The organism is Paenibacillus agri (assembly GCF_013359945.1).
GTDB lineage: Bacteria > Bacillota > Bacilli > Paenibacillales > Paenibacillaceae > Paenibacillus_AQ > Paenibacillus_AQ agri.
Genome location: NZ_JABWCS010000219.1, coordinates 1 through 21,782, shown reverse-complemented (window position 1 = coordinate 21,782; position 21,782 = coordinate 1). Strand labels below are relative to the sequence as shown.

The following is a 21,782-nucleotide window of genomic DNA, read 5'->3' as shown; positions in this document are numbered from 1 at the left end:
TGGTCGCCCGCAGCCGCTAGATCGCCGCCCATTCGCTCGGCCTCCACGCCTATCCCCAGGCACGCTCGCGGTACAGCCTTTCGGCATAGTCTGTGATGACCTCACGCATGGCGAGCTTGTCTCGCCACGCTGCAGGAATGCCCGAGAGCCCATAGTAGGCTCCGGCAATCTGTCCATAGACGGCGCCGGTAGTGTCGGCATCATCGCCCAAATTCACTGCGAGCAGTGCACCCTCGGCGAAGCTTGTGGAGCGATGGAAGGCCCACAAGGCTGCTTCTAATGATTTCACCACATAACCGGATCCTTCGATAGACGGCGGTTCCTTGGTTTGGTATGAGCCTTGCAGGATTTCCTCTATTGCGGGTGCCAATGAACCCTCCTCCAGCCAATCCCGGTATGCTTCAGGAGCTAGCATCTCCTGCTTGCTCCACCCACTGAGCGCCCCCGCAAGGATGGCAGCCATCAGGCGGCACGCATGCAGACAGGCTTGGGCCTGGTGTGTCGTTCTTGCGCTGATCGCTGCATACGATATCGCTTCCTCCGGCCGCTCTGCGTAGTACATCACAGCCGGGGCCAGCCGCATGATTGGTCCGTTTCCGGCTGATGAAGGATCCACCGAGCCACTAAAGGCTTCGCCTGTGGCCTCATAATGAAGCAATGCCGCACGCGTGGCATTGCCAATATCGAAGCATTCACCCGTGCTGCTGAGATGCCCTTCCCGGAACCATCTTACGTATCGATCCATCTGATCTCCAGGATCAAAGCCGCCCTTCTCTAGCAAGCTCTCTGCCAGACAGAGAGCCATCGAGGTGTCATCGGTCCACTGACCCGCCTTTAGTTTAAAAACCCCGCCGCCGACCATATCCTTCATCGGCTCGAAGCTTCCCGGCGGTTTGAACTCCACTGTTGTTCCCAGCGCATCTCCCACCGCCAAGCCAGTCAGGCAACCTAGATAACGGTCCATTTTATCTATCATGCTCCCCCTCCTTGTGCAATCTTATGATGATCTATTATTTTTTATGGGCTATATACAACAACACCCCTCGGAGGCGACACAAATCGCTGCCCCAAGGGATGTTTAAGATTACGCTCCCGCTTGATTATTCGCCCGGATATTTGAGGCCCCACTGGGCGCGGATATCATCCAGCAGTTTTATAATCGCCAGCGACTCTTCTAGCGGCAGGATCGGGCTTTCCGTCAGCCCCTCCGCCAGGCAGCGTCCGACTTCCTCGGCCTCAAAGGCATAACCGTGGGAGACACGCTCGTCCTTGAATGTCTCCACTTGTACATCATTGATATACAGCTCGACAGATCTCGGATTGACCAATGTGTCGGGAATGACAATATAGCCTTCTGTGCCGAAGATATAGGCCTGTTCCAGCATTTTCAATCGGACGCCCCCGTTTATGGACGCCGCTTTGCCGTCCCCATAGGAGAGCAGCAGCGAGAAATGTTCATCCACGCCTGTCTCACCGATATGGACGGTGCTTTGAATATGTTCCGGATGCGGCCCGAAGATCATCGAAGCCAGGGAAATCGGATAGATGCCGACATCGAGTAGCCCACCCCCGCCAAGCTTGGGATCCAGCAGGCGGCTGGATGGATTCCAGTCGGCACGGAAGCCCAGATCGCCTTTAACCAGACGTACTTCACCGATTCTCCCTTCTGCAATCCACTCCCGAATCTTGGCATGAACCGGAAGGAAACGGCTCCACATCGCCTCCATAAGAAACAGCTTCTGCTCCCGGGCATAGGAGATTAGCTCTTCCAGCTCTGCCCTATTCACAGTAAACGGCTTCTCGCAGAGTACCGCCTTACCTGCACGCAGTGCCAGCAGCGCATTGTCCTTATGGAACGGATGCGGAGTACCGATATACACAGCATCCACCGCTGGATCGTTAACCAATTCCTCATAGGTAGCGTAGGCATGCGGAATGCCGTGCTTTTGGGCAAACTCATCGGCGCTTTCCTGGCTACGCGATCCTACGGCATGAGCGACACCGTTACTAGCGTGTATGAGATCCGAGACAAATTGGCTGGCGATTGAGCCGGTGCTGATAATTCCCCATTTTATCGTGTAAGCGTTATCGTTAGACATTGGCGTCTCTCCTTTGATGTCTTTTTCCTAGATACCTATGATTCTATCAAACCGTTGTTCCTAAGTAAAAAAGATCTCCATCAGTCGTTGCGCATAAGCCGTTCCACAAATGGGATATCTGCCGCCGCAAAAGTATATACCCCCAGTTCTCCTGGCTGAACCCAGCGGTACTCATCATGATCCGTTAAGGTGATCGTACCATTCACATACTTCGCCTTCCAAGCAATTAATGTAAGATGTACGCTCCCATAGCTGTGCTCATTCACCCCAAAGGCAGCATAGGGACGGATTTCGATCCCCATTTCTTCCTGCAGCTCACGGATTAGACAATCCTGTACACTTTCGCCTGCCTCCAGCTTACCGCCGGGGAATTCCCACAGTCCCCCTTGTGACTTGCCCTCACGCCTTCTAGCTATCAGTATCTTTCCTGTCTCATCATAAATAATGGCCGCTGCAACTTCGATCACGGCTTAACCCTCCCTGAATTCCCAGATACGCATCAGCTCTCTAAAGAGAGTATACCATTGCGCGCAAATAAAGGACGCTTTCCAATGCCGCGCGGGCCGGAAAACGTCCTTTGTTTATACGTCTTATGTTATTTGTTCAGTACAAGCTCCAAACGCACGTCCAGATTATTTTCAGTACTCAGCACAATGGTATGCGGATTACTTAGGCCGAAATCGCCAAAAGTAACTGTAGTTGTTCCCGACAACAGAAGCTGTCCTTTGCTGTATACGGCCTGTGTCTGGAAGGTAACGTCTTTTTCAATTCCTTTTACCGTAAGGGTTCCCTTCATCTCAACCGGGACAGGCTTGCCCTCACTCCATTCAGCCGGAAGCTTCGAGAATGACTTCACTGTAAAAGTAGACTCCGGATGCTCTGCAACCGACAGGAAATCCCCGGATTTAACATGCTCGTCTCGCTGCGCGTTGCCGGAATCCAAGGCATTCATATCCACAGTGCCCTGTCCAGTCATAGCTGTGTTGTCATCCAGATTCACGTTCCAACTGCCCTGTACCTTCTTATCCACAAAATTAACGGTTTCCTGTGAAGTAGTCACCGACCAGTATACCTTTGATGTGTCGGCAATCTTCCATTCGCCGTTTAATTGCTCTGCTGTAACTGCCGCCCCTGGGGCTTGTCCCTGCGCTGCTTCCGCGGTTCCCGATCCGCTATTAGAGTTGTTTTGCCCTGTAGCCGGGATAACTGACTCGATTGCGATCTTATTGCCCAGGGACTTGTTCAGCAGGGTGTACCCTGTAATACTTCCGGCGACAATAACAACGCCCACAAGAATCAGTAACGATTTCTTCTTCATTATACTTCCCTCCATCCCAAATTCCTTGTATCTATAAGGCCAGTCCTCATTCTAACAAAGGAATATGTCGGGAAGAAGTCAAAGCAGCGCCAGCACGATTATGATAAGATTGGTGTACTTTTTAGAAGGAGGCTCTGATCATGCAGTCCATTCTGATTGTAGAGGACGAAGAGGCCATCTCTCGTGTTCTCAGCGCTTATTTGCGAAAAGCAGGCTTCAGCGTCACCCGGGCGTCCGATGGACGCACGGCGCTGGAGTCCTTTACCCTAAATCCCCCATCTCTGATTCTCTTGGATGTGATGATGCCAAACATGGATGGCTTCGAGCTGTTGACCCATATCCGCGCCAAAAGCAGCTGCCCTGTCATTATGCTAACGGCCAGGGGCGGCATTAAGGACCGGCTCGCCGGGTTGAACGGCGGAGCGGATGACTATATGTCCAAACCGTTTATTCCCGAGGAGGTCGTAGCCAGAGTCAAGGCTGTGCTGCGCCGTCCTTCCCAGTGGTCCGATGGCAGCCGCAAACGGCATTTTGGCAGTCTGTTCATTGACTATAGCGCCCGAAGCGTCTTCCTTAACGGAGCTGAGGTCAGTCTCAGTCCCCGCGACATGTCAGTACTGCTATTCCTCGCCGAACGGCCGAATCAAATCTGCACCAGGGACCAACTGCTAGAGCATGTGTGGGAAATGGATTATGACGGAAGCGACCGCGCCGTGGATCTGTCGATCAAGCGGGTCAGACAGGCCCTGTCGCACTGGCCTGCCAGCGAAGGGGAAATCCGCACCTTGCGTGGTACGGGGTATCAGCTATGGACAAACTGAATAAAGGTACCTCAATCCTGCACTATTGGACCATCCGTTATCTGCTGATTATCAGCATTGGCCTGCTGATCACCACAGCTGCCACGTTCTGGTGGATTCGGCAGGAGGCTATGGAGAATCGAATGCAGACCATTGCACTGCTCGCACAGGAATTTGCCGACCTTAGTGCCAAGGATGACTCCATCGACATTTCCCCTCGGCTCAGGGATTTGTTTAATAATCGAAAGCAGTTCTTCAAGCTGAATACGGATATGTGTATCATTATCCTAGATCAAGATGGTCAACTGCTATTCTCCAATCCGGCGATGAGCGAGGAACGCATGCGCCTGGAGCTTAATGAGAGTCTGAGCAATGCCCGGAGCCCGGAATACAAGGCGGCCTCAGCACCGATTATCGGTTCAGAGGGTGTGCTGGGCAAAGTATTTGTCCTGCAGTCGGTGCGGTCACTCAAGTATATTCCACGAAATGAGGTCCTCTTCTTCGGACTGCTTCAAGTGTTCCTGATCATCCTAAGCTGGCTGACCATCTACCTCCTGTCCCGTAAGCTGGCCAAGCCGGTCCAGACCGTTGCTGCCGCCGCAGTCCAGATCAGCGGTGGAGAATACAATATCAAGCTTCAGAAGAGTGCCAAGGAGCGGGAAATCAACGAGTTGATCGTGTCGTTCCAGAACATGGCTGGCAAGCTTCAACAGTTTGAGGAGTCCCGGGCTTTTATGCTGGCCGGGGTCTCCCATGAACTGAAGACCCCGGTCACTTCCTTCAAGGGGCTTATTCATGCGGTAAGAGAAGGTGTCGTTGAGAACGAGGAAGCCGAGGAATTTCTGGATATTGCCCTATTGGAGGCTGACAAGCTGCAACGTATGGTCGAAGATCTGCTAGATTATAATGCGATGACTGCCGGCATCATTCCGATTCGCCATAACCGGATTGCGGCCAGTCCCCTGCTCTCCGAGGTTGTGTATCAATGGAAGCTGACGCAAGCGGAAGAGGTCTGTGAGCCGATGTTGATATTACCGGCTCATCCCTTGTACTTGCTGGGAGACCCGCTACGCATCCAGCAGATTATTGTGAATCTGCTGAACAATAGCGTACAAGCCGGGGAGACCGGTCGGAAGCTTCAGCTGACCCTGGAGCTAAGGGAGCAGCCGGAGGGCACCGCCCGAATCATCGTGACGGACAATGGTACGGGTATCGCGCCTGACATGCAATCCCAGGTGTTCGAAGCCTTTGTCCGCAGCCGGGAGAAGAACAGCATCGTCCGCGGACTAGGTCTCGGCCTCACCTTCAGCCGCCTGTTGGCCGAGTCCATGGGCGGTAGTCTAGACCTGCTGGAGAGCTCGGAGCAAGGCAGTACCTTCCTGCTAGAACTGCCGCTCGGGCGTTAGAAGTAGTCTGCTACAGGCCAGTCATGGTATAATCACTTGCACAATGAAACCGGAGGCTTATAGATGCTGACATTTGAACAGAAATTGGATATTCTTGATTCCTACCCGCAGCTCCAGCGCAACAATGTATCGCTCGGGCGCGTGAATTATCATTACGAAGAAAGCCGGCATGAGAAGAAAACAGTGGCCTATCACTTGCATCCGAACGGTAATGGCTTTGTCTATGGAGGACTGCTGCGCGGATATGAGACGGACAACAAGGGCCTGGTTAACATCCGCGACTTCTCGGAGGACGAACTGCGCACCCTGCTAGATGCCTCGATCGCCTCTTTGTCCATCAGCAAGCCGGAAGCTCCAGTGGTCAACAAGCGCAAGAAGAAAGCTCCTTCGGGCGAAGAGACCCGTTGGGTGAACGATGAAGGTCATACCCTTACACTGAGACTGGAAGATGATTTGTGGTATCTCTATGCGGATCTCAACTTGGAAATGGCCTTTGAAACGGTGGATGAAGCGGAAGAGTACTTGGTAGAAGAAGGATTTGCTCCGTCGAACGGATAAACCTGTTCGACAGCGATCCCTTTAGGAAAAAGCCTGCAAGCCCACAGCTTTATGCTGTTAGAGCTCGCAGGCTTTTTTACTGAAGGATGGCTTGCGTATAACTGAATATTCAACATGAAATAATCAGGCAGATCATCATATACTTAACGAAATAGTCGAATTTCCAGTTCAAGAAGGAGGTACATCCATGAATAATCCGGAAGGTGGAGCACCGTTCAATAATCCCGAAAGCCAGAGACCAGATCAGGAACCATCCCAGAAGCAGAGCTCGGTTACCGAGCAATGGAACACACTGCTTCAGGATGAACGTGTTCAACAAGCCAGGCAAGCGAGCAAACAATACTACAGCTTTTTTGCCAGCACCCTGGCCCGTCCTTACCGTACCATGTTATCCGTAGGGTCAGCACAATTGCAGCATGCCCTCATTACGCTGTCGCTGGTTGCGGTTCTATCCTCACTTTATTTTCTGACTTGGTTCTTAAAATGGAGCATCACGCCAGCCATTGGCCCCGGCTTTTTGAAGCCGCTACTGCTGACTGTATTGGGGCTTGCTATTGCGTATGGAGCCGGCTACGTGATCCTGCGGCTAGAAAAAGTGAGCTTTGACCCAAAGCTGCTGTTAGCACGGTTCGGCACACTACTAATCCCAGCGGTAGCCGCTCTACTGCTTGCTATTATTTTTCTTGCACTGAGTCTGACTACATTCTCTATGTATTTGCTGTTCTTATCGTATCTCTTCATCTTTGTTGCATTGAACGCGGTCATCTTCCAATATCCTATCAGGACATCCGCCGGGCCGATCGACACCCTCTTCACGCTAGTGATTGCCAATAGTATTACGGCTTACATCTTCTATAAGCTGATCGCATCTGTCATTGCCGGAGCGATCGGAGGCTTCTTCGGGGGCTTGTCGCCATTTGGTTTCTAAGAAGACACGCAACAAGCTGCCACAATACAAAACAGCAAGCCTCCAATCCTCTGGAGACTTGCTGTTTTTTTCTAGCGTAACGATTACTAGGCTGCCGGTATTTGCACCTCTTGTGCGTTCTTCGCTTCGTCTGGAACCTTGATTTCTTTGATCTCATTATGCTTTGAAAGGTCCCCGGTCATTTTCATGTCGAGGCTTATATTCTGGCCGGATGCTTCCATATCCATTACCATATCTACATTTGTTTTAGTAGGCAGGTAACTTTTCTTGTCGACAGCATACGAAATCTTCATGCTCTTGATGTTCATTTGCTCCATCAGTGCTGTCATTTGCGGATCCCCGTTACTCGCCTGGTCCAGATAGCTTTTAGCCAGTTCCTTCACGTTATCGCCGGATACTTCAGCCGTTAGCAGATAGGTATCTCCTTCTTCAGATATCTTGGTATCCTTGGCAATAGACTTAAACTGCTCCAGCTGTTTCTCCGGGCTACCCGATTCCTTTACCATTTCGGTCATTTGGGCAGTCATCTCGGACGGCAGTTTCATCCATTCTTCCCCAGTATGGGTATAGATCCCGTCTGCCGTAATATATTGTTCGATCTTCTGCTCACCCTGGCCCGCCAGGTCCATCAGGATCTCCTGATGCATCTGCATAGGCTCTTTAATGATTTCAGATGTCATCGTCATCTTCACTTTTTGATCCTGCGAAGTTTCGCCCTGCTTCATTTTGATGTTTTGCTCAATTTTTGATTCCATCGCGAAGCTCTGGAGACTTTGGCTGGCTTCGGTAGTTTTTTGAATCAATTCTTCAACCGTCGGCGTTCCCGATTTGGCATCCCCGTTTGTTGCCACTTCATTCGATCCTGTGGTTGCGACAGGGTCAGATGCGCCCGCCGTATTCTTGGCTCCCTCATTGTTTCCACATGCGGTAAGACTGATAGTTAAAATCGCCCCTAGTAATACAGTAGTCCATTTCTTCAAGTTCATGATCCTCCTGAGTGTTTTTGTATATGACAAATGCTCATGGAAGCATATGCCAACTATTTATATGTTAGCTATTACCCAGATAAGAACATTTTCTAACAAATAAATATTTTTTTCGCGTTTCACTCCCAATTAAACATAATATATACTCGGCAGAAACATACACGTAACTGATCACATATTCTGTTATTCATATTCGCTTCGGGCCTCTTCATCCGCAATATTCTGGATTTCATCCGCATGAATCAACAACAACCCATAATCACTCTCCGCATGAAGCTTAAGCGCCTTCTCCTTCATGAATTTCGGGCTGCCTTCCGCTGCCTCCTCATCATAGAACAGAAGAATGCCATCGCTCTTGCGGAACAGCAGATCATCTCTAGCACGGAACTGCCAACTTCCGTCATAGGGAGCGTTACTAACCGCACCGTAATAATCCGCACCAGCCACGATGCGGCGGTATTCATTCTGCTTATCTTCCTTCCACTTCTCCTCCGGTGCCGCATGGGCGGTAATGATGCCGAGCTTCAGGTTCGGATACTGCCGTTTCAACTCCAGCACCACTTCACAGGCCCAGAGATCGACACCATATTGACCCGGCGTGATTACCCATTCCAGCCCTTCCTCCACAAGAGGGAGCAGCCTGGCGGCGAGGGCTTTTTTGATATAAGGAATCCCTGGATGCTTGTTGTCAAAAATCCCGAGTTCATGCGCACGATAGCCTGTCACTAACAATGTTTTCATACCTTGCCTCTTTCTCTCCGCTGCTTTTCTTAACATTATATAATACATTAACTAATCCAAACCAACAGTCATCCCATAAAAAGAAGCACCAGCATCCACCTCACGGAGGGTACGAGTGCTCTCTATAAGAAATCCCCTGTATGTATCAGCCCCAGCCGCTTGGCTTCCATAATAGCCTCCGATCGCGATCGGACTCCCAGCTTCTCAAAGATTCGCGTCAAATTATATTCCACCGTTCGCTGACTCATCAGCAGCCGTCCGGCAATCTCCTTGTTACTGCTGCCCCCGGCCACCTGCTGGAGAATTTCCTGCTCCCGTTCATTGATCGAGACCTCCTCCAGACGCCGGTCCTCCCGGGAGGCCGACAGTCGCACTTCATTGCGCCGAAGCTGCCGCAGAAGAGGGATAGGAATTACCGCCTCACCTCTGAGGGAACAGCGGATAGCACTTAGTAGTTGTTCACGCGTTGCAGTCTTGCTGACCATGCCCGAAACACCGGCTTCCACCAACAGGTTAAAATGCGGGCTAAGCTCGTAGCCGGTATAGATCAGAATACAATAGTCAGGATTGATCTGCAGCATCCGTTTGGCCAGTTCAAGACCGCTAATGACGGGAATGTTCAAGTCGAACAGCATAACATCAAACTGCTGTGTTTTTACCATTTCTAACGCCTCAACGGAGGTGTAACAAACCGTAACTTGCATGTCAGGGTCCTGCTCAATCATATTTTTGGTTCCTTCGCACACAGACGGATGATCGTCAACCAGCAAGATGGTGATCATCTGAATCTCCTCCCTCCCCATTTCTCGATGTCGGCACCAGCGGGAACATTAGGCGAACCTCAAACCCCTTGTTCAATTCGGAGAAAAAGCTAACCTCTCCGTCCAAGCTGCGAACCCGTTCCTTGATCCCCGATATTCCCATATGCCTGAAGGAATCCTGCAGTTTGGACAATTCCAATCCGCGTCCATTGTCCTTGTAATGAAAAAACACCTGCTCCCCCCTCTGCTCCAGCTCGATCTGGATATCGGTGGCTTGGGCATGCTTGCCTGCGTTGCGAAGAAGCTCCTGCACAATCCGGTAGACCGCGAGAATCTGTGAATCATTTAATTCGATCGACGTCATATTCGTCTGCAATGAGATCGAATAATTCGAACGAAGCCGTTCCTCTGCGAACAACTGCTCCAGAGCTTCAATCAATCCCATCTCGTTCAGCAGCGGTGGACGCAGCTCATTACAGGTCTGGCGAATCTGATGAATCACATCGAGTAGCCCTTCCTTGATCAACTCCAACTGCTTCCATAGTTCGTCCTTCATCGGATAATCAAGCATAAGTGCTTCCAGTTTACGGTACCAAATCAGCTGATCCTGAAGAGCAGCATCATGCAGATCAGCGGCCAGCCGTCTCCGCTCATTCTCCGAGAGGGTAAAGATCAGGCGCAGCACCCAGGACGGCACATCCTGCTGATCCTTCATTTGTGCCTCAAGATCCTCAATCAGACCTTCTATCAGATAAAGATTCTCGTAGACAATTCCACAGTAATGCGCAACCGTCTGCAGCCAGGTACGCTCATCCAAATTGAGGCTCGTATGATTGTCTTTGTCATCGATCCATAGCAGCTCATGAGTCATACGGTAATGGCCGATGACAAGACCTACGCCTTGCGGCAACGCAATCAGTTCGCCCACAGCTGGATGCAGAGCCCGTTCCTGAAGACTACGAACAATTTCGGGCTTAAGCCGCTCCGTCCCCGTAAGCGAATGATATCCTGTCTCCTGGTCATAAGTAAGCTTCAGAAAGACCAGTTCCCTCACCGGAAGAATCGCCCGAATCTCACGTACCAGCACCTGTTCTAAATCGGAAATCTTCATGACCCGAGAGACCTGCTTGGAGAACCGTTCAATGCTGCCCTGAAAATTATAAGACTCCTTCAGAAAGCTGCGCCGCAAACGGAAATCTATGAATTCCTTGGCAAAGAGGAACACCGTCAGAATAAAATAGACCACCAGAAAAATCTGTACCCATTTCAGCCAGGTATACTGTGATTGCTTCAAAATTCCAACCATTAGCCCGATAATGAGCACCGCTGGAATAAACGAAATTGCCGTATAGTACAAAAAACGGTTCAGTACAAAATCAATATCAAAAAGACGCCGCGTCATAAACAGATAGAAATACACTACCGGTATAGCGAATAAAAACACGGCCGAAATCTCGGCTGGCACCACTGGAACTCCCCATAGCTCGGGTACGCTGTAAAATAGCAAGAACGGTAAAAAAGCAAGCACATGTCCAGTCAATGTAAACTTGAACAGGACCTGCAGCTCACCTGTACGGTGTTTGTAATATTTGGCGATCAGCTTGCAGACAATCCATACATTCGTGGAGCTGAAGAAGACCAGCAGCACCTTCGATTCCATTAAAAGCATAGAATAATTGGTTAAAGCACTTAGAGTGACAATGCTTCCCGCCACACAAGCCATGAAATATAGCACTCTTAGGCAAATAAGAGAGATGAAATCCTCCTTATAACGTGCGAGATATTCCCTCATGAAATGAGCGAAGAAAACCGGCAGCAGGGAAAAGCTCCATCCCAAGGTAATTCTGCCTACCGGATCGACCAGACCGGAAGCTGTGGAGCTGAAATAACTCAGACCAGTGCTCAGGAAGAACAGTATTAGGATATTGGCTGCCCGATCATGCTTTTGTCTGTAATATACCTGGAAAGAAAAGACGAGAAACAACAGCAAAGAGACACTTGGAAACACAAGGTGAAGGATCAGACTCCAATTGGATATCCTGCCTTCTACGATAAAGTGAAGCCTTGCGGCTTCCCCCTCATTTCCCTTGCGGATCACATCAAGCGTCTCTGCCCGTTCAATCACTTTATACTTCTGGACAAGCTCGTAATCAGCCGCTGCCTGGCCATTGATAGCGGTGAGAATATCCCCCTGCTGTAACTGGCCGTTGGCCCAACTATCCCCGTCAATCTCGGCCACCACAACTTGTCCAAGATCGCTTATGCGCACACTGACTCCAATCTTCTGCTGGTTCAGCACAACATTGCTCAAATAGAGTACCAACAGCAGCAATGGAAGCAAGAAAGTTATTAATTTAAGTTTGGTGCGCAATCTGGGCAAGGGGACAAGCCTCCATCACAGCAGTTATTATTTCTTAGTACCAATAGCGGTTGGTGCGCATAACATTTCCTGGCTTTTCGTTCCGGATAATATCCATCAGTGCCTTGCGCTCCCATGACGTCATACCTGCCAGCTGAAGCTGTCCACTCTGGAACTGAACTTGCGCCTGTGGGTTCTTCACGATATTCTGAAACATCTCTTTCAACATATTAAATTCCTCCTAATAGGATAGTAGACTTCACTTTCTGAACCCAATATATCAGGTTTGACTCTATCCTCAAACGACAACCTGTCCCGTATTTCCCGCAAACCTCTTTGCGGTATATTGCCCGGGCTATTCCGCAGCAGCAATCAGCGCCTGTTTCCAGGGGGACTCCAGCCCCATGCTATCCAGAATCTCGCGAAAATGATAATAGGAGGACCGCTCCCGGAAGGAAGCGTACATGGATGTTCCGGTTCGTTCCACAATGACCGCAAACTCCTCACTTCGGTGCTGAATATCGCTGAGCTCCAGACGGCCCTCGAAGTAATCAGCCACCCAACGCTCGTCCTCTTGGTTGATCGAGGAGAGCAGGAACAGGAGCGGAAGTGTTCTTTTACGCTGAAGAAAGTCACTTTTATGATCCCAGTTCAAAAGGTCCCGGAAATCATTCTTGATCTGCGCCGAAACGCCTATTTCCATTGCGTATTCCTCTACATGAGGGGAAACATCGCCCGTTGCCAGGATCACGCCGATCATACAGGCACAAACCAAAAGTGCAGCCGATTTTTGCTTGACCATGGTGATGTACTCTTCCTCTGTGGCGATATTGTTCAGCAGATCCAGCGTCTGGCCGTTGGTTGCTGTTATCACCTGGCGGCTCAGGTACATTGCGGCTTTATGAATATGTTCGGAGGGAAAACGGCAGCGTAGAAGCGTCTCATGGGAGAGCGTCAAGAAAGCGATCGCAAGATTTAACGCAATATTCTTCGGCAAATCATTCCATGGCATAGCCTTGTGGTCATCGTCCTGAATATCGTCAATAATATCGAGTGCCAGGATCATAAATTCCACTGCAGCGGCCGCACGATATATATCATCCCCAACGCCGCCGAACATCCGATAATGCAGCAGCGTCATTCTCCCACACATTAACGATTCCGTCGCCTTTACCTTTACGGAGGCTAGTGCTGCCTCGTACAGGTAGTCTTCAGCAAAACTGCGGAGTACTTGGGCTTCCATCTCTTCTGCCAGCTTCATAGCGCCATCTTCCACGATATTCCTCCTATATCGAACTATATAGATAGTATATAATCTCTATTTTATCTGATATAGTATTTTTATTCCATAGTTTTACTTATAAAGTAAAGTTATCTTCCTTAGAACTCTAGTGAACCATTCGTTCATTGGTCTCTCCGTTCATAAGCATCGCGCTGAGCTCCAGATATGCTTCGCGCCAGTTCAAAGACAGACCTTGCTCCACGGTCTCCGCAACCAGTCCTGAAATCCGCTGCTTCCGGACAGGCGATACTTGAAGAAGCGACATTAGAGAATACAGGATGGAGTCGATCATCCGGTAGATGATAAAACCTCTGTCGTGGCAATGCTTCTGGAAATCCTCCAGTGAATGATAGATCAAGTGAAAGTCATTGAGTGCATCATACCTCTGGATGAAGTCACTGCCCTCCAGCAGTTTCTGAAATGTTATCTCCCCTTCCTCGAACGCCTGATTAAGAATCGTAAGCAGGCAATCTATAAAAATCTGTAAGCGACTAAAGATGAATTCCCGCTCATATTTGCCTTCGGCAAACCGCCGCAAACCCACTTGAATAAACTGCTGCTCTTCTTCAGTCCGGCTGAACAGGTTCTCCCAAATATTCCATCCCGCGCCGTTTTGCTTGCTAGACAGCTCCACCTGACCTTTAATATATTCCAGATTGGCGCGCAGCGACAAATATCCGTATCTCAATCCTCCCGCAGAGCGATTGACATTAATCAAAAAGATTTTGGCGCATTCAATATTTTGCCGTTCTGCGGACAGGGCTGTCCATGTATCGAACAGGTCCACCAGCAGCTGGCTTTTGAGCAGCTCGATCTCATAATTCATCTTGAAGCTGCCAATAGCATTTTTGTGCTGAAACTCCTTTTCCTCCACGACAGTCACTTCGCCATCTATGCGTAGCGGAAGGTATTGTCCGGTGTAACCCTCCAACTGGGCCAATTTGTGCAGGATGTTCTCGTAATCATCGTATTCGGTCTGCGGTCTCGGCCGGCTGTAGCGCTCCGCCAGGCGACGAATAACAGATTCAAGCCCGTTGTCCGCTTCAGCGGCGGGAAAGCTTATTTTCATATGGAATCCGTGTGTCCAGCTCCTCTGAAAAATCACATTCATCAGCCTTCTGGCCTGAACAAAGCGAATTACACCCTGCAGCAAAAATGTAATAGCCTCGTTATCGTATAAATAGCAGTTGATCGTACGCATCCCCGTACCGCTGCCCTCTCTACTCATCTAACATACAACCCCCGTCGATCTGTGATCTTTGTCCTAATAAACCGTACCCGCTTACCTTAACACAGCTGTAGCATGACTCTCACCGAATATGTGATGTAGGAAAACCACATACTTTTTGCGGGGCTGAGAAGAAGATGCAGGCATGTTATACATTTGGGACACCAGCAAACGACTTTCCGTGCAGTCAAATTGGCTGAAAAAATGGGCAGCATCCAATTGCTGGAGACTCCCCACTCTTCATTCCGATATCATCAGACCAAGCGTATCTACATTTTCCGCAAAAAAAGACGGCTGCCGGAATGCGATAATTCGCATCCGTGAAGCCGCCCTTGTATAAATCTGTCTTACTTCTTGTCAGACAGGATCAGCACACCATGTGCCGGAATTGCCGCCGTACCACTGACTTTGTTGCCTGTCAGCAAGTCGGTACGCTCTGTAGAACCAATGTCAGCACTCAATTCGCCATTCGTATGGTTCAGCAGGAACAGATAGGATACGCCATTTTTCACCCGTTGTACGGATTCGATTCCCTCTGGTGCCTTCACCAGTGGAAGAATGTTCTGTTCCGCGCACAGGTTGCCAAGGAATCCGCGCAGGAACGCCGCATCCGGGCTGGTAGCCACATAATAAGCTTTACCTTCACCAAAGCTGTTGGCAGTCAATACCGGCATGCCTTGGTAGAAATCGGAACCATAGCGGGCCAGTACTTCTGCACCCTCAGCGTGAATCAGATCGCAGAGGAGGTTACATTTGTACGAACCGTTCAGCTCGCCCCAGCTCTTCTCCATCACAATCTCATTACTCATTTCAGGCAGCAGAGAGTCGATCTCTTCAGCCCAAATACCAAGCAGATTGCGCAGTTCACCCGGATATCCGCCCAAGGTAACAATGTCGTTCTCGTTGACGATTCCGCTGAAGTAGGTAGTCACGAACGTACCACCTGCTTTCACGAAAGCTTCGATCTTCTCTTTTACACCCGGTTTGAGCATGTACAACACCGGAGCAATGATCACTTTGTATTTGGAGAAATCTTCCTTGAGACCGATCAAATCGGCTTCGATGTTCTCTTGATACAGGGCGTCATAATACTTGTGAATTTCATTGACATAATCCAAGCCGACGGAAGGCCCACTGGACAATTCAACCGCCCAGCGGTTTTCCCAGTCGTACAGAATACCGACCTTAGCTTCGCCGCGCGCATCCAAGAGTTCATCGCCCAGTAGCTGAAGCTCTCTGCCCAGCTCTGCAGTCTCGCGGAAGACACGGGTGTGCTCATGACCTACGTGCTCAATTACTGCACCATGGTACTTCTCACATGCACCGACAGAACGGCGAAGCTGGAAGAACAGCACAGTGTCCGCGCCGTGAGCTACTGCTTGATAGCTCCACAAGCGCATTACGCCCGGGCGCTTCAAGGAGTTGTACGGCTGCCAGTTCTGCTGGCTTGGCGTCTGCTCCATCAGCATGAACGGTTGTCCACTCTTTAGTCCACGCATCAGATCATGCGACATGGCAGTAAAGCTAACCGGAGTATCCAATGCAGGATAGTTATCCCAAGAGATCACATCCAGATGCTCAGCCCATTCGAAGTAGTTCAGCCCTGGATAGAAGCCCATCAGGTTCGTAGTGATCTGTACATTCGGACAATGCTTTTTAATCGCATTGTATTCAAGCAAATAGCATTCCAGATGTGCGTCATTCATGAATCTGCGGAAATCAAGGGAGAGGCCCTGGAAGTTCGTATTATTGCCATCCCATTCTTCACTCAGCTCACTAGGGAGAACAATCTCATCCCAGTCGTAGAATGTATGTCCCCAGAAACGAGTATTCCACACCTTGTTTACCACATCAAGGGAGCCATAACGCTTCTTCAGCCATACACGGAAAGCAGCCGCAGATTGTTCTGAATAATCGTAGTTGCTAATCTCATTATTGATATGCCAAGCGACTAGTGCTGGATGATCTTTGTAGCGCTCTGCCAGCTTGCTTGCTAGACGTTCAGCAAATTTACGATAGATAGGGCTATTCATATTAGAATTATGACGTCCGCCGAATTTACGCTTTCTACCCTTCACATCGACTTGAGTAACTTCAGGGTATTTGCGTGCCATCCAAGCCGGGTGCGCAGCCGTGGATGTTGCAAGACAGACATACGTACCACTCTTATATAGACGATCCATTTGGGCATCGAGGAAAGAGAAATCATACGTATCTTCATCGGGTTGAAGCATAGCCCAAGAGAATACATTTATCGTTGCAACATCAATGCCAGCCAGTTTGAACATACGCTCATCTTCGGCCCATGTCGGGGCGTCCCACTGCTCAGGGTTATAGTCTCCACCGTACCAAATCTTCGGCAATTTATCGTTGATCATGCTTGGCACATCCTTTATAGTATAATTATATATTTATTGTAAACGGTTAATCACTCCCTTTAAATATAAAATTTCTGACCATCAGTATAATAATATAGAACTAAAGGAGGTGGGTGCTTTGGCAGCAGCCACGCACCGTAGAATTGTATTCGCCCCTGAGGGGGGACAGCATTTGCCGGTCTCGCTGGACAGCATGGGCCACTACCCGGATCAGGAGAAAATCGTACGCCCTGATGGCTACCATACGTACCATTGGATTCAAACCTCACAGGGTGAAGGCGTGATTCATTTTGACAACAAGACGATCGCCCTGACAGAAGGCAGTGGCGTACTGCTGCTCCCGCATATTCCCCATAGCTACGAAGGGGTTACCGATAGCTGGCACACCTATTATTTGACGTTCAGCGGTAATTCTATCCGTCAAATCCTGGAGACACTCGGGATGGAGGATAACGCCTTTTACCGCTGGGAGAGTGAAGCTCCACTCTCGTACATGCTGGAAGAGATGCTGGACCGCCATGACGCGGGCGGTGACATGTTTGGCCTCGAGGCCTCCAGTGACGCGTACCGTTTTCTCTTAACTCTGAGCAAATACGGACAGCTTCATAACAACACCACCATTTCGCGAAATCTCGACAAGCTACAACCTTTGTTAAAATGGATGGACATCCACTATGGCAACCCGGATATCGGACTGCTGGAGCTGTCCACCCAACTTGGGGTGTCCGGTCGTTACCTGAACAGTCTGTTCCTCCAGACCTTCGGACTGTCACCCTATGCTTATTTTGTCCGGCTGCGCATGCGCAAGAGCAAGGAGATGCTCCTTAGTGAGCGCCAGTTGACCGTCAAAACCATCTCGCAACGGGTCGGCTTCCGCGATGTCAGCCATTTCGTAGCGACCTTCCGCAAGCAATCGGGCACGACACCGGATCAATTCCGCAAGCTGCACTGAGTCTCATTGTGTGTGATATCAAGCCCTGCCGATCAGGCCCACCGGGCCATCAAACTGGCGACCCGAGCATTTGCAAAATGGTGACCCTGGCATTTGCAAAAAATCCGGCCTCACTTTCCGAGGCCGGATTTTTTAATGCGGACTATCTTCTTCTGATACCCGGCGTCTTACACTGTAATATCGCATTGCTTTGGGTACGCCTTTAATTTCCAACTCGCCGCGGTAGATTAAATGCCGCAGCCGATATTCATAATATATATCACCAATGTATTGTTCAGAATGTCCGTAAGCTTCCCCGATAACTCTTGCGGCTTTGATAAAATCACAATTCCCTCTGGAACGATGCAACCCTTCTGTGGTCTTCAAAATAAAATCATCGAAATAGGCTGCATCGACAGGGCGTATCTGTCCGTCCATCCAGATCCGTAGAACCTCAGTTTGTTGTGCCAAGCTTAACCACTCCTGTTCCAGATCCTGCCTGAGTTCCGTGCTTAAAGCAGGACTGGTCACAGCTTCTTCATAAACAGCTTGCAGTTTTTCAGCTGTAATTTCGCCAGAATGCATGTAGTCGATCCTATAATTCTCAGTGTTGTATCTTCGGCTACAGAGCTCAGCCGGATTACAAACATAAACCTTGTTTGGTTTATCTCTAAGCAGATAAGCAGCAAAGCGCAGCCCTACCTGCTCGTGGGCATTGCTACTGCTCCAGATCATGACTTCAGCCTGATCCGGAATATCGGCAATCTCCTTCAGGCTTTCGCGGCAGTATTCACCAAATTCACTACCGTCCATATTGTCACCGAGATTGAGATGGTCGTTGAACCATTGATACCTTCGTTCTTGCCCTGTTTCTTCATGAAGATGCGTGATTGGCCCAATAGACAGGAGATCAGGGATCGCAGTCACTACGTCCGTATTTACCAAACCCATTCCCTTAAAGGCCTGCTTCAAGCTCCCAGCCATGGATTCGCCGAATACGATGTGTACTCTCTTTGCATCACTGTCCGGCTCCCGAACTTGGATTTCCGGCTTAGGTGTCATCAGTTCGTCATGCAGCTGCGTTAAATTATCGTACAACTGTGCCTTGATTCCTTCGTCACTCTTCGCCAAATTTGCTTGTAATAGAATATGCTTCAGTGCCAGCTTGGCTTCTTTTAAAGACAATCCATCTACGGCCTTCCAGATCTCCGATACTTTATCCAATGCCACAGCCTGCCCTTCACATGTACTTACTACCTGCATACTACCCCAAATCATTCAGTTTTGCGGATAACGATAAAGCAAGTACTATCCGGTAGCGCTACAACTGCTCCATTCTCATCCATGACGGTTACACGGTCCTGCAATGCCTCGGTATAGCCTTCCTGCAAATAATGACGGAGCACCTCAATCGTGGCCCCCTCACCTAAAGTCCGCCCAATAAATTCGGCATAAGCTGATGGTGTGAAATAACCGAATTGCTCCTGCACCTCATGTACGTAAGCTTCTGCTCCCCAAGTATAGGTATACAGAAATTCCATAGCATCATTCACAGGCATATGTACCTCATGTTCATCCAATTGTTCATATTGGATCATACGGCCCTGAAAATCTTTGGCGTACCGTTCCAGCCACTTCATTCCGTCTGCCTCCAGGAAACGCACCCTCCGTATGTCGGTCACAGGTTCAGTCATAATACCATCACGGATAATGATAGCCCCGCCAGGGGACAACACATCGAAGGCGCTGCGAAGCGCAGCCGCTACTGTATCATGATTAAACTTGACACCATTCAGCGGTACATATGAATACAACTCATGTAAAATAGACGAGAAGATAACCGTATCTACTGATCCGGCTTCGACAAAATGCTTCAGGTTCAGCGCATCGCCCTGCAGTACCTCCCAGCGGCGCCCTTCCCGCTGCTTGCGCTGCTGGAGCGCCTCAATCACATTGCTGGAGATATCAATCCCCACCGGGGTTACCCCGGGCATGCGCTCTTCCAGCAAGTCCAGCAGCACACCACCGCCTGGACCGATATCCAGCACCTTGCTGCCGGTGATGTGTTCCAGAATCACGGCCTTGTAATCGGCCGTCCCGTTCATTTGGCTGAGATAGACATCCTCATTATGGAAACGATCAAAGGCATCCCGGCGCAGTTCAAACAGATCGAACAGCATAAGTACAGCCCGCTCATAAAGTGCTGATTTTTCCGCCTCAATGCAGAATTCGATCAGCTTCTCTGCAGCAGGGGAGAAGTTGAATTCAAAGAAAACCGTATCCGGTAAATGAGCTTTGCGATACAGACAGTGGCTGAGATGGGGGTTTCCAAAAGCCGCAGTGCCACTCGCCAGTTCCTCCCACTTCAGACCGGTGAGGTATTTCTCAATAATCCGCTTCTTGTAGACATTAATCTTCTTGATGCCCTTATAGTCGTAATAGATGCTGTTCATCACGGGTTCAAAGCTAATATGATTCAATGTCTCTATTGCTCCACTGCCCGCTGCCAGCAACATGATCTTCGCGAACTGCTCGAAAGAGAACGTCTGCAGGGCCGACTCGACATACCAGAAGGTGATATCCTTCAACAGCTCCAGGCGACTGGTGCAAAACGCTTCCTTTTCCAAACGAAGCCATTCTCCTTCGAAATCCTCTCCCCGGGCAATCGGACCAGAACGCATTCTGCGCAGTCTTTCCTGCATCGACCAATCCTCATACAGCATTCCTGAACAAATCGTAGCAATTAGCTCCTGCACCTCTAAGCGCACATTCTCCCACAGATCCTTTGAAACAGCCCCGATAATACATTGGTTCAGTGTCAGCAGCAGACGCTCCAGCTCCTCCGGAGACAGCAGCCCTTCCTGCACAATGTCATAGAGCGGCAAGTTCGCGGATGACGGAACCTCACCACGAATCTGCTGGCCGATCAATCCGTGCGTTCCGATCAAGCGATGGACGAGGGTAAATCTGGCCGGGTAAATATCCATTGCACCGTTCAGTTCATCGGCCATCCTCCCCACTGAAGTAAAGGTACCCTCATTATACGATTCACCTTCCGGTTCCTGGTTATTAGCCGTTTTGTGCTCGGATATATCCCTGGTGTGATCCTGTGGCACAGAGTCCATTTCATCGCTCCATGTCGTACTGGCCAGATGACGCCGGTATAGCTGCGCCGAGCCGACATTATGCACAAAGCAATTAATCCCTTCCTCCTGCCAGCGGTGGCGCTGACGTAGCGTGCCTCCTTTGGCTGTTTCTGACCAGACAAGGGTCTCTTCTACCAGGTCCTTGATCCAGTAGGATACGGCCAATCCATCCAACACTTTCAGGCTCCGCTCAACATACTGCAGCACCGGATTATGATTCCGTAGCTCCTGCAGCGAATCCACCCGCTCCAGATTCACGATCTGTTCCTCTGCTTCGGCAATATACTTCAGCCAGACGATATCCTTCAAGCTGTCCAGCTTGCCTTGGCGATACAACTCAATAGCTTCCAGCGATTTCAGCATAAGTGCCTCCCTCATCCCTACATAATGGGGCTATTTTATCACACCTTCTTGGGGCACCCAAACCCTCCTCTATCCATCAACACCTTTCCTGTCTCTTTAAACATACTCATTTCATTTGCATCATTTTTTGTTTAACTTCACTTCATCTTCATCTTCATCATCATTTCTTCCTCTATATCATTACTTCCTTAACTGCATTTCTTATTAATTATCCAAATTGTTCTTCCATCCCTCCCAAACCCTCCCTTCCTAAGGGAGGGCCCCAAAGGGCTGCACCCTCTGGACACCCGCTAAGAGCAACTGGCGTAAGCGATAGGGTTGAAGTGTCTTGAACTCTAGAAGTATGAACGCTTTCGTCCCTAGCGGGACACGCTTATTGTCAGCGGGGCTTAGGTACTGATGACATGAGATAAATATGTTAAGTGTGAGTGGGTGGGTGGGTGGGTGGGTGGGTGGGTGGGTGGGTGGGTGGGTGGGTGGGTGGGTGGGTGGGTGGGT

Annotated in this window: 19 protein-coding genes; 5 read left to right on the top strand and 14 right to left on the bottom strand. The window is 49.8% G+C overall.

What is annotated here, in order from left to right; translation table 11 throughout:
• Positions 1-49: 49 nt before the first annotated feature.
• The 4 genes from HPT30_RS23970 to HPT30_RS23955 all read right to left on the bottom strand — a co-directional run bounded on the left by HPT30_RS23970 (position 50) and on the right by HPT30_RS23955 (position 3,417).
• Positions 50-976, bottom strand: a complete 927-nt coding sequence (locus HPT30_RS23970; RefSeq protein ID WP_175373834.1) for an ADP-ribosylglycohydrolase family protein — start codon at positions 974-976, stop codon at positions 50-52.
• A gap of 124 nt (positions 977-1,100) precedes the next feature.
• Positions 1,101-2,099 carry a Gfo/Idh/MocA family protein gene (locus HPT30_RS23965; RefSeq protein ID WP_175373833.1) on the bottom strand — a complete coding sequence of 333 codons (999 nt, stop codon included), beginning with the start codon at positions 2,097-2,099 and terminating at the stop codon, positions 1,101-1,103.
• 80 nt (positions 2,100-2,179) lie between these two features.
• Complete coding sequence (mutT, locus tag HPT30_RS23960) at positions 2,180-2,566, bottom strand: 8-oxo-dGTP diphosphatase MutT (protein ID WP_175373832.1); 387 nt, start codon at positions 2,564-2,566, stop codon at positions 2,180-2,182.
• Between the two features lie 128 nt (positions 2,567-2,694).
• Complete coding sequence (locus HPT30_RS23955; protein ID WP_175373831.1) at positions 2,695-3,417, bottom strand: YceI family protein; 723 nt, start codon at positions 3,415-3,417, stop codon at positions 2,695-2,697.
• Positions 3,418-3,557: 140 nt separating this feature from the next.
• On the opposite strand from HPT30_RS23955, the gene HPT30_RS23950 reads away from it, so the two are divergent.
• The 4 genes from HPT30_RS23950 to HPT30_RS23935 all read left to right on the top strand — a co-directional run bounded on the left by HPT30_RS23950 (position 3,558) and on the right by HPT30_RS23935 (position 7,109).
• Positions 3,558-4,238, top strand: a complete 681-nt coding sequence (locus HPT30_RS23950) for a response regulator transcription factor (protein ID WP_175373830.1) — start codon at positions 3,558-3,560, stop codon at positions 4,236-4,238.
• Positions 4,226-5,623: a sensor histidine kinase gene (locus HPT30_RS23945; RefSeq protein WP_175373829.1), complete on the top strand. Its 1,398-nt coding sequence runs from the start codon at positions 4,226-4,228 to the stop codon at positions 5,621-5,623. The genes HPT30_RS23950 and HPT30_RS23945 overlap by 13 nt, the downstream gene beginning before the upstream one ends.
• Before the next feature lie 63 nt (positions 5,624-5,686).
• Positions 5,687-6,181, top strand: coding sequence for a hypothetical protein (locus tag HPT30_RS23940; protein ID WP_175373828.1), 495 nt, complete (start codon positions 5,687-5,689; stop codon positions 6,179-6,181).
• A gap of 187 nt (positions 6,182-6,368) precedes the next feature.
• Positions 6,369-7,109, top strand: a complete 741-nt coding sequence (locus HPT30_RS23935) for a hypothetical protein (RefSeq protein ID WP_175373827.1) — start codon at positions 6,369-6,371, stop codon at positions 7,107-7,109.
• 86 nt (positions 7,110-7,195) lie between these two features.
• Here the strand turns inward: HPT30_RS23935 and HPT30_RS23930 are convergent, their stop codons facing one another.
• From HPT30_RS23930 to HPT30_RS23895, 8 genes are all read right to left on the bottom strand, one after another.
• On the bottom strand, positions 7,196-8,089 hold the full coding sequence (locus HPT30_RS23930; RefSeq protein WP_175373826.1) for a DUF6612 family protein: 894 nt from the start codon (positions 8,087-8,089) through the stop codon (positions 7,196-7,198).
• Between the two features lie 189 nt (positions 8,090-8,278).
• Positions 8,279-8,836: an SLOG family protein gene (locus HPT30_RS23925; RefSeq protein ID WP_175373825.1), complete on the bottom strand. Its 558-nt coding sequence runs from the start codon at positions 8,834-8,836 to the stop codon at positions 8,279-8,281.
• A 122-nt stretch (positions 8,837-8,958) separates the two neighbouring features.
• Positions 8,959-9,618: a response regulator transcription factor gene (locus HPT30_RS23920; RefSeq protein ID WP_175373824.1), complete on the bottom strand. Its 660-nt coding sequence runs from the start codon at positions 9,616-9,618 to the stop codon at positions 8,959-8,961.
• A complete protein-coding gene (locus tag HPT30_RS23915) occupies positions 9,596-11,977 on the bottom strand; it encodes an ATP-binding protein (RefSeq protein WP_175373823.1) in 2,382 nt (793 codons plus the stop codon). The genes HPT30_RS23920 and HPT30_RS23915 overlap by 23 nt, the downstream gene beginning before the upstream one ends.
• 34 nt (positions 11,978-12,011) lie before the next feature.
• Positions 12,012-12,185 carry a competence pheromone ComX gene (comX, locus tag HPT30_RS23910; protein ID WP_175373822.1) on the bottom strand — a complete coding sequence of 58 codons (174 nt, stop codon included), beginning with the start codon at positions 12,183-12,185 and terminating at the stop codon, positions 12,012-12,014.
• A 126-nt stretch (positions 12,186-12,311) separates the two neighbouring features.
• Complete coding sequence (locus tag HPT30_RS23905) at positions 12,312-13,232, bottom strand: polyprenyl synthetase family protein (RefSeq protein WP_175373821.1); 921 nt, start codon at positions 13,230-13,232, stop codon at positions 12,312-12,314.
• Between the two features lie 112 nt (positions 13,233-13,344).
• Entirely contained in the window at positions 13,345-14,466 is a 1,122-nt protein-coding gene (locus HPT30_RS23900; protein WP_175373820.1) for a hypothetical protein, read from the bottom strand.
• A gap of 347 nt (positions 14,467-14,813) precedes the next feature.
• Complete coding sequence (locus HPT30_RS23895; protein ID WP_175373819.1) at positions 14,814-16,844, bottom strand: beta-galactosidase; 2,031 nt, start codon at positions 16,842-16,844, stop codon at positions 14,814-14,816.
• Positions 16,845-16,953: 109 nt separating this feature from the next.
• Between HPT30_RS23895 and HPT30_RS23890 the strand changes: the two genes are divergently transcribed.
• Positions 16,954-17,796 carry an AraC family transcriptional regulator gene (locus HPT30_RS23890; protein ID WP_376767058.1) on the top strand — a complete coding sequence of 281 codons (843 nt, stop codon included), beginning with the start codon at positions 16,954-16,956 and terminating at the stop codon, positions 17,794-17,796.
• Positions 17,797-17,928: 132 nt separating this feature from the next.
• On the opposite strand, the gene HPT30_RS23885 is transcribed toward HPT30_RS23890, so the two are convergent.
• Positions 17,929-18,999: a DUF1835 domain-containing protein gene (locus tag HPT30_RS23885; protein WP_175373818.1), complete on the bottom strand. Its 1,071-nt coding sequence runs from the start codon at positions 18,997-18,999 to the stop codon at positions 17,929-17,931.
• Positions 19,000-19,049: 50 nt separating this feature from the next.
• Positions 19,050-21,284, bottom strand: coding sequence for a class I SAM-dependent methyltransferase (locus HPT30_RS23880; protein WP_175373817.1), 2,235 nt, complete (start codon positions 21,282-21,284; stop codon positions 19,050-19,052).
• Between the last annotated feature and the right edge of the window lie 498 nt (positions 21,285-21,782).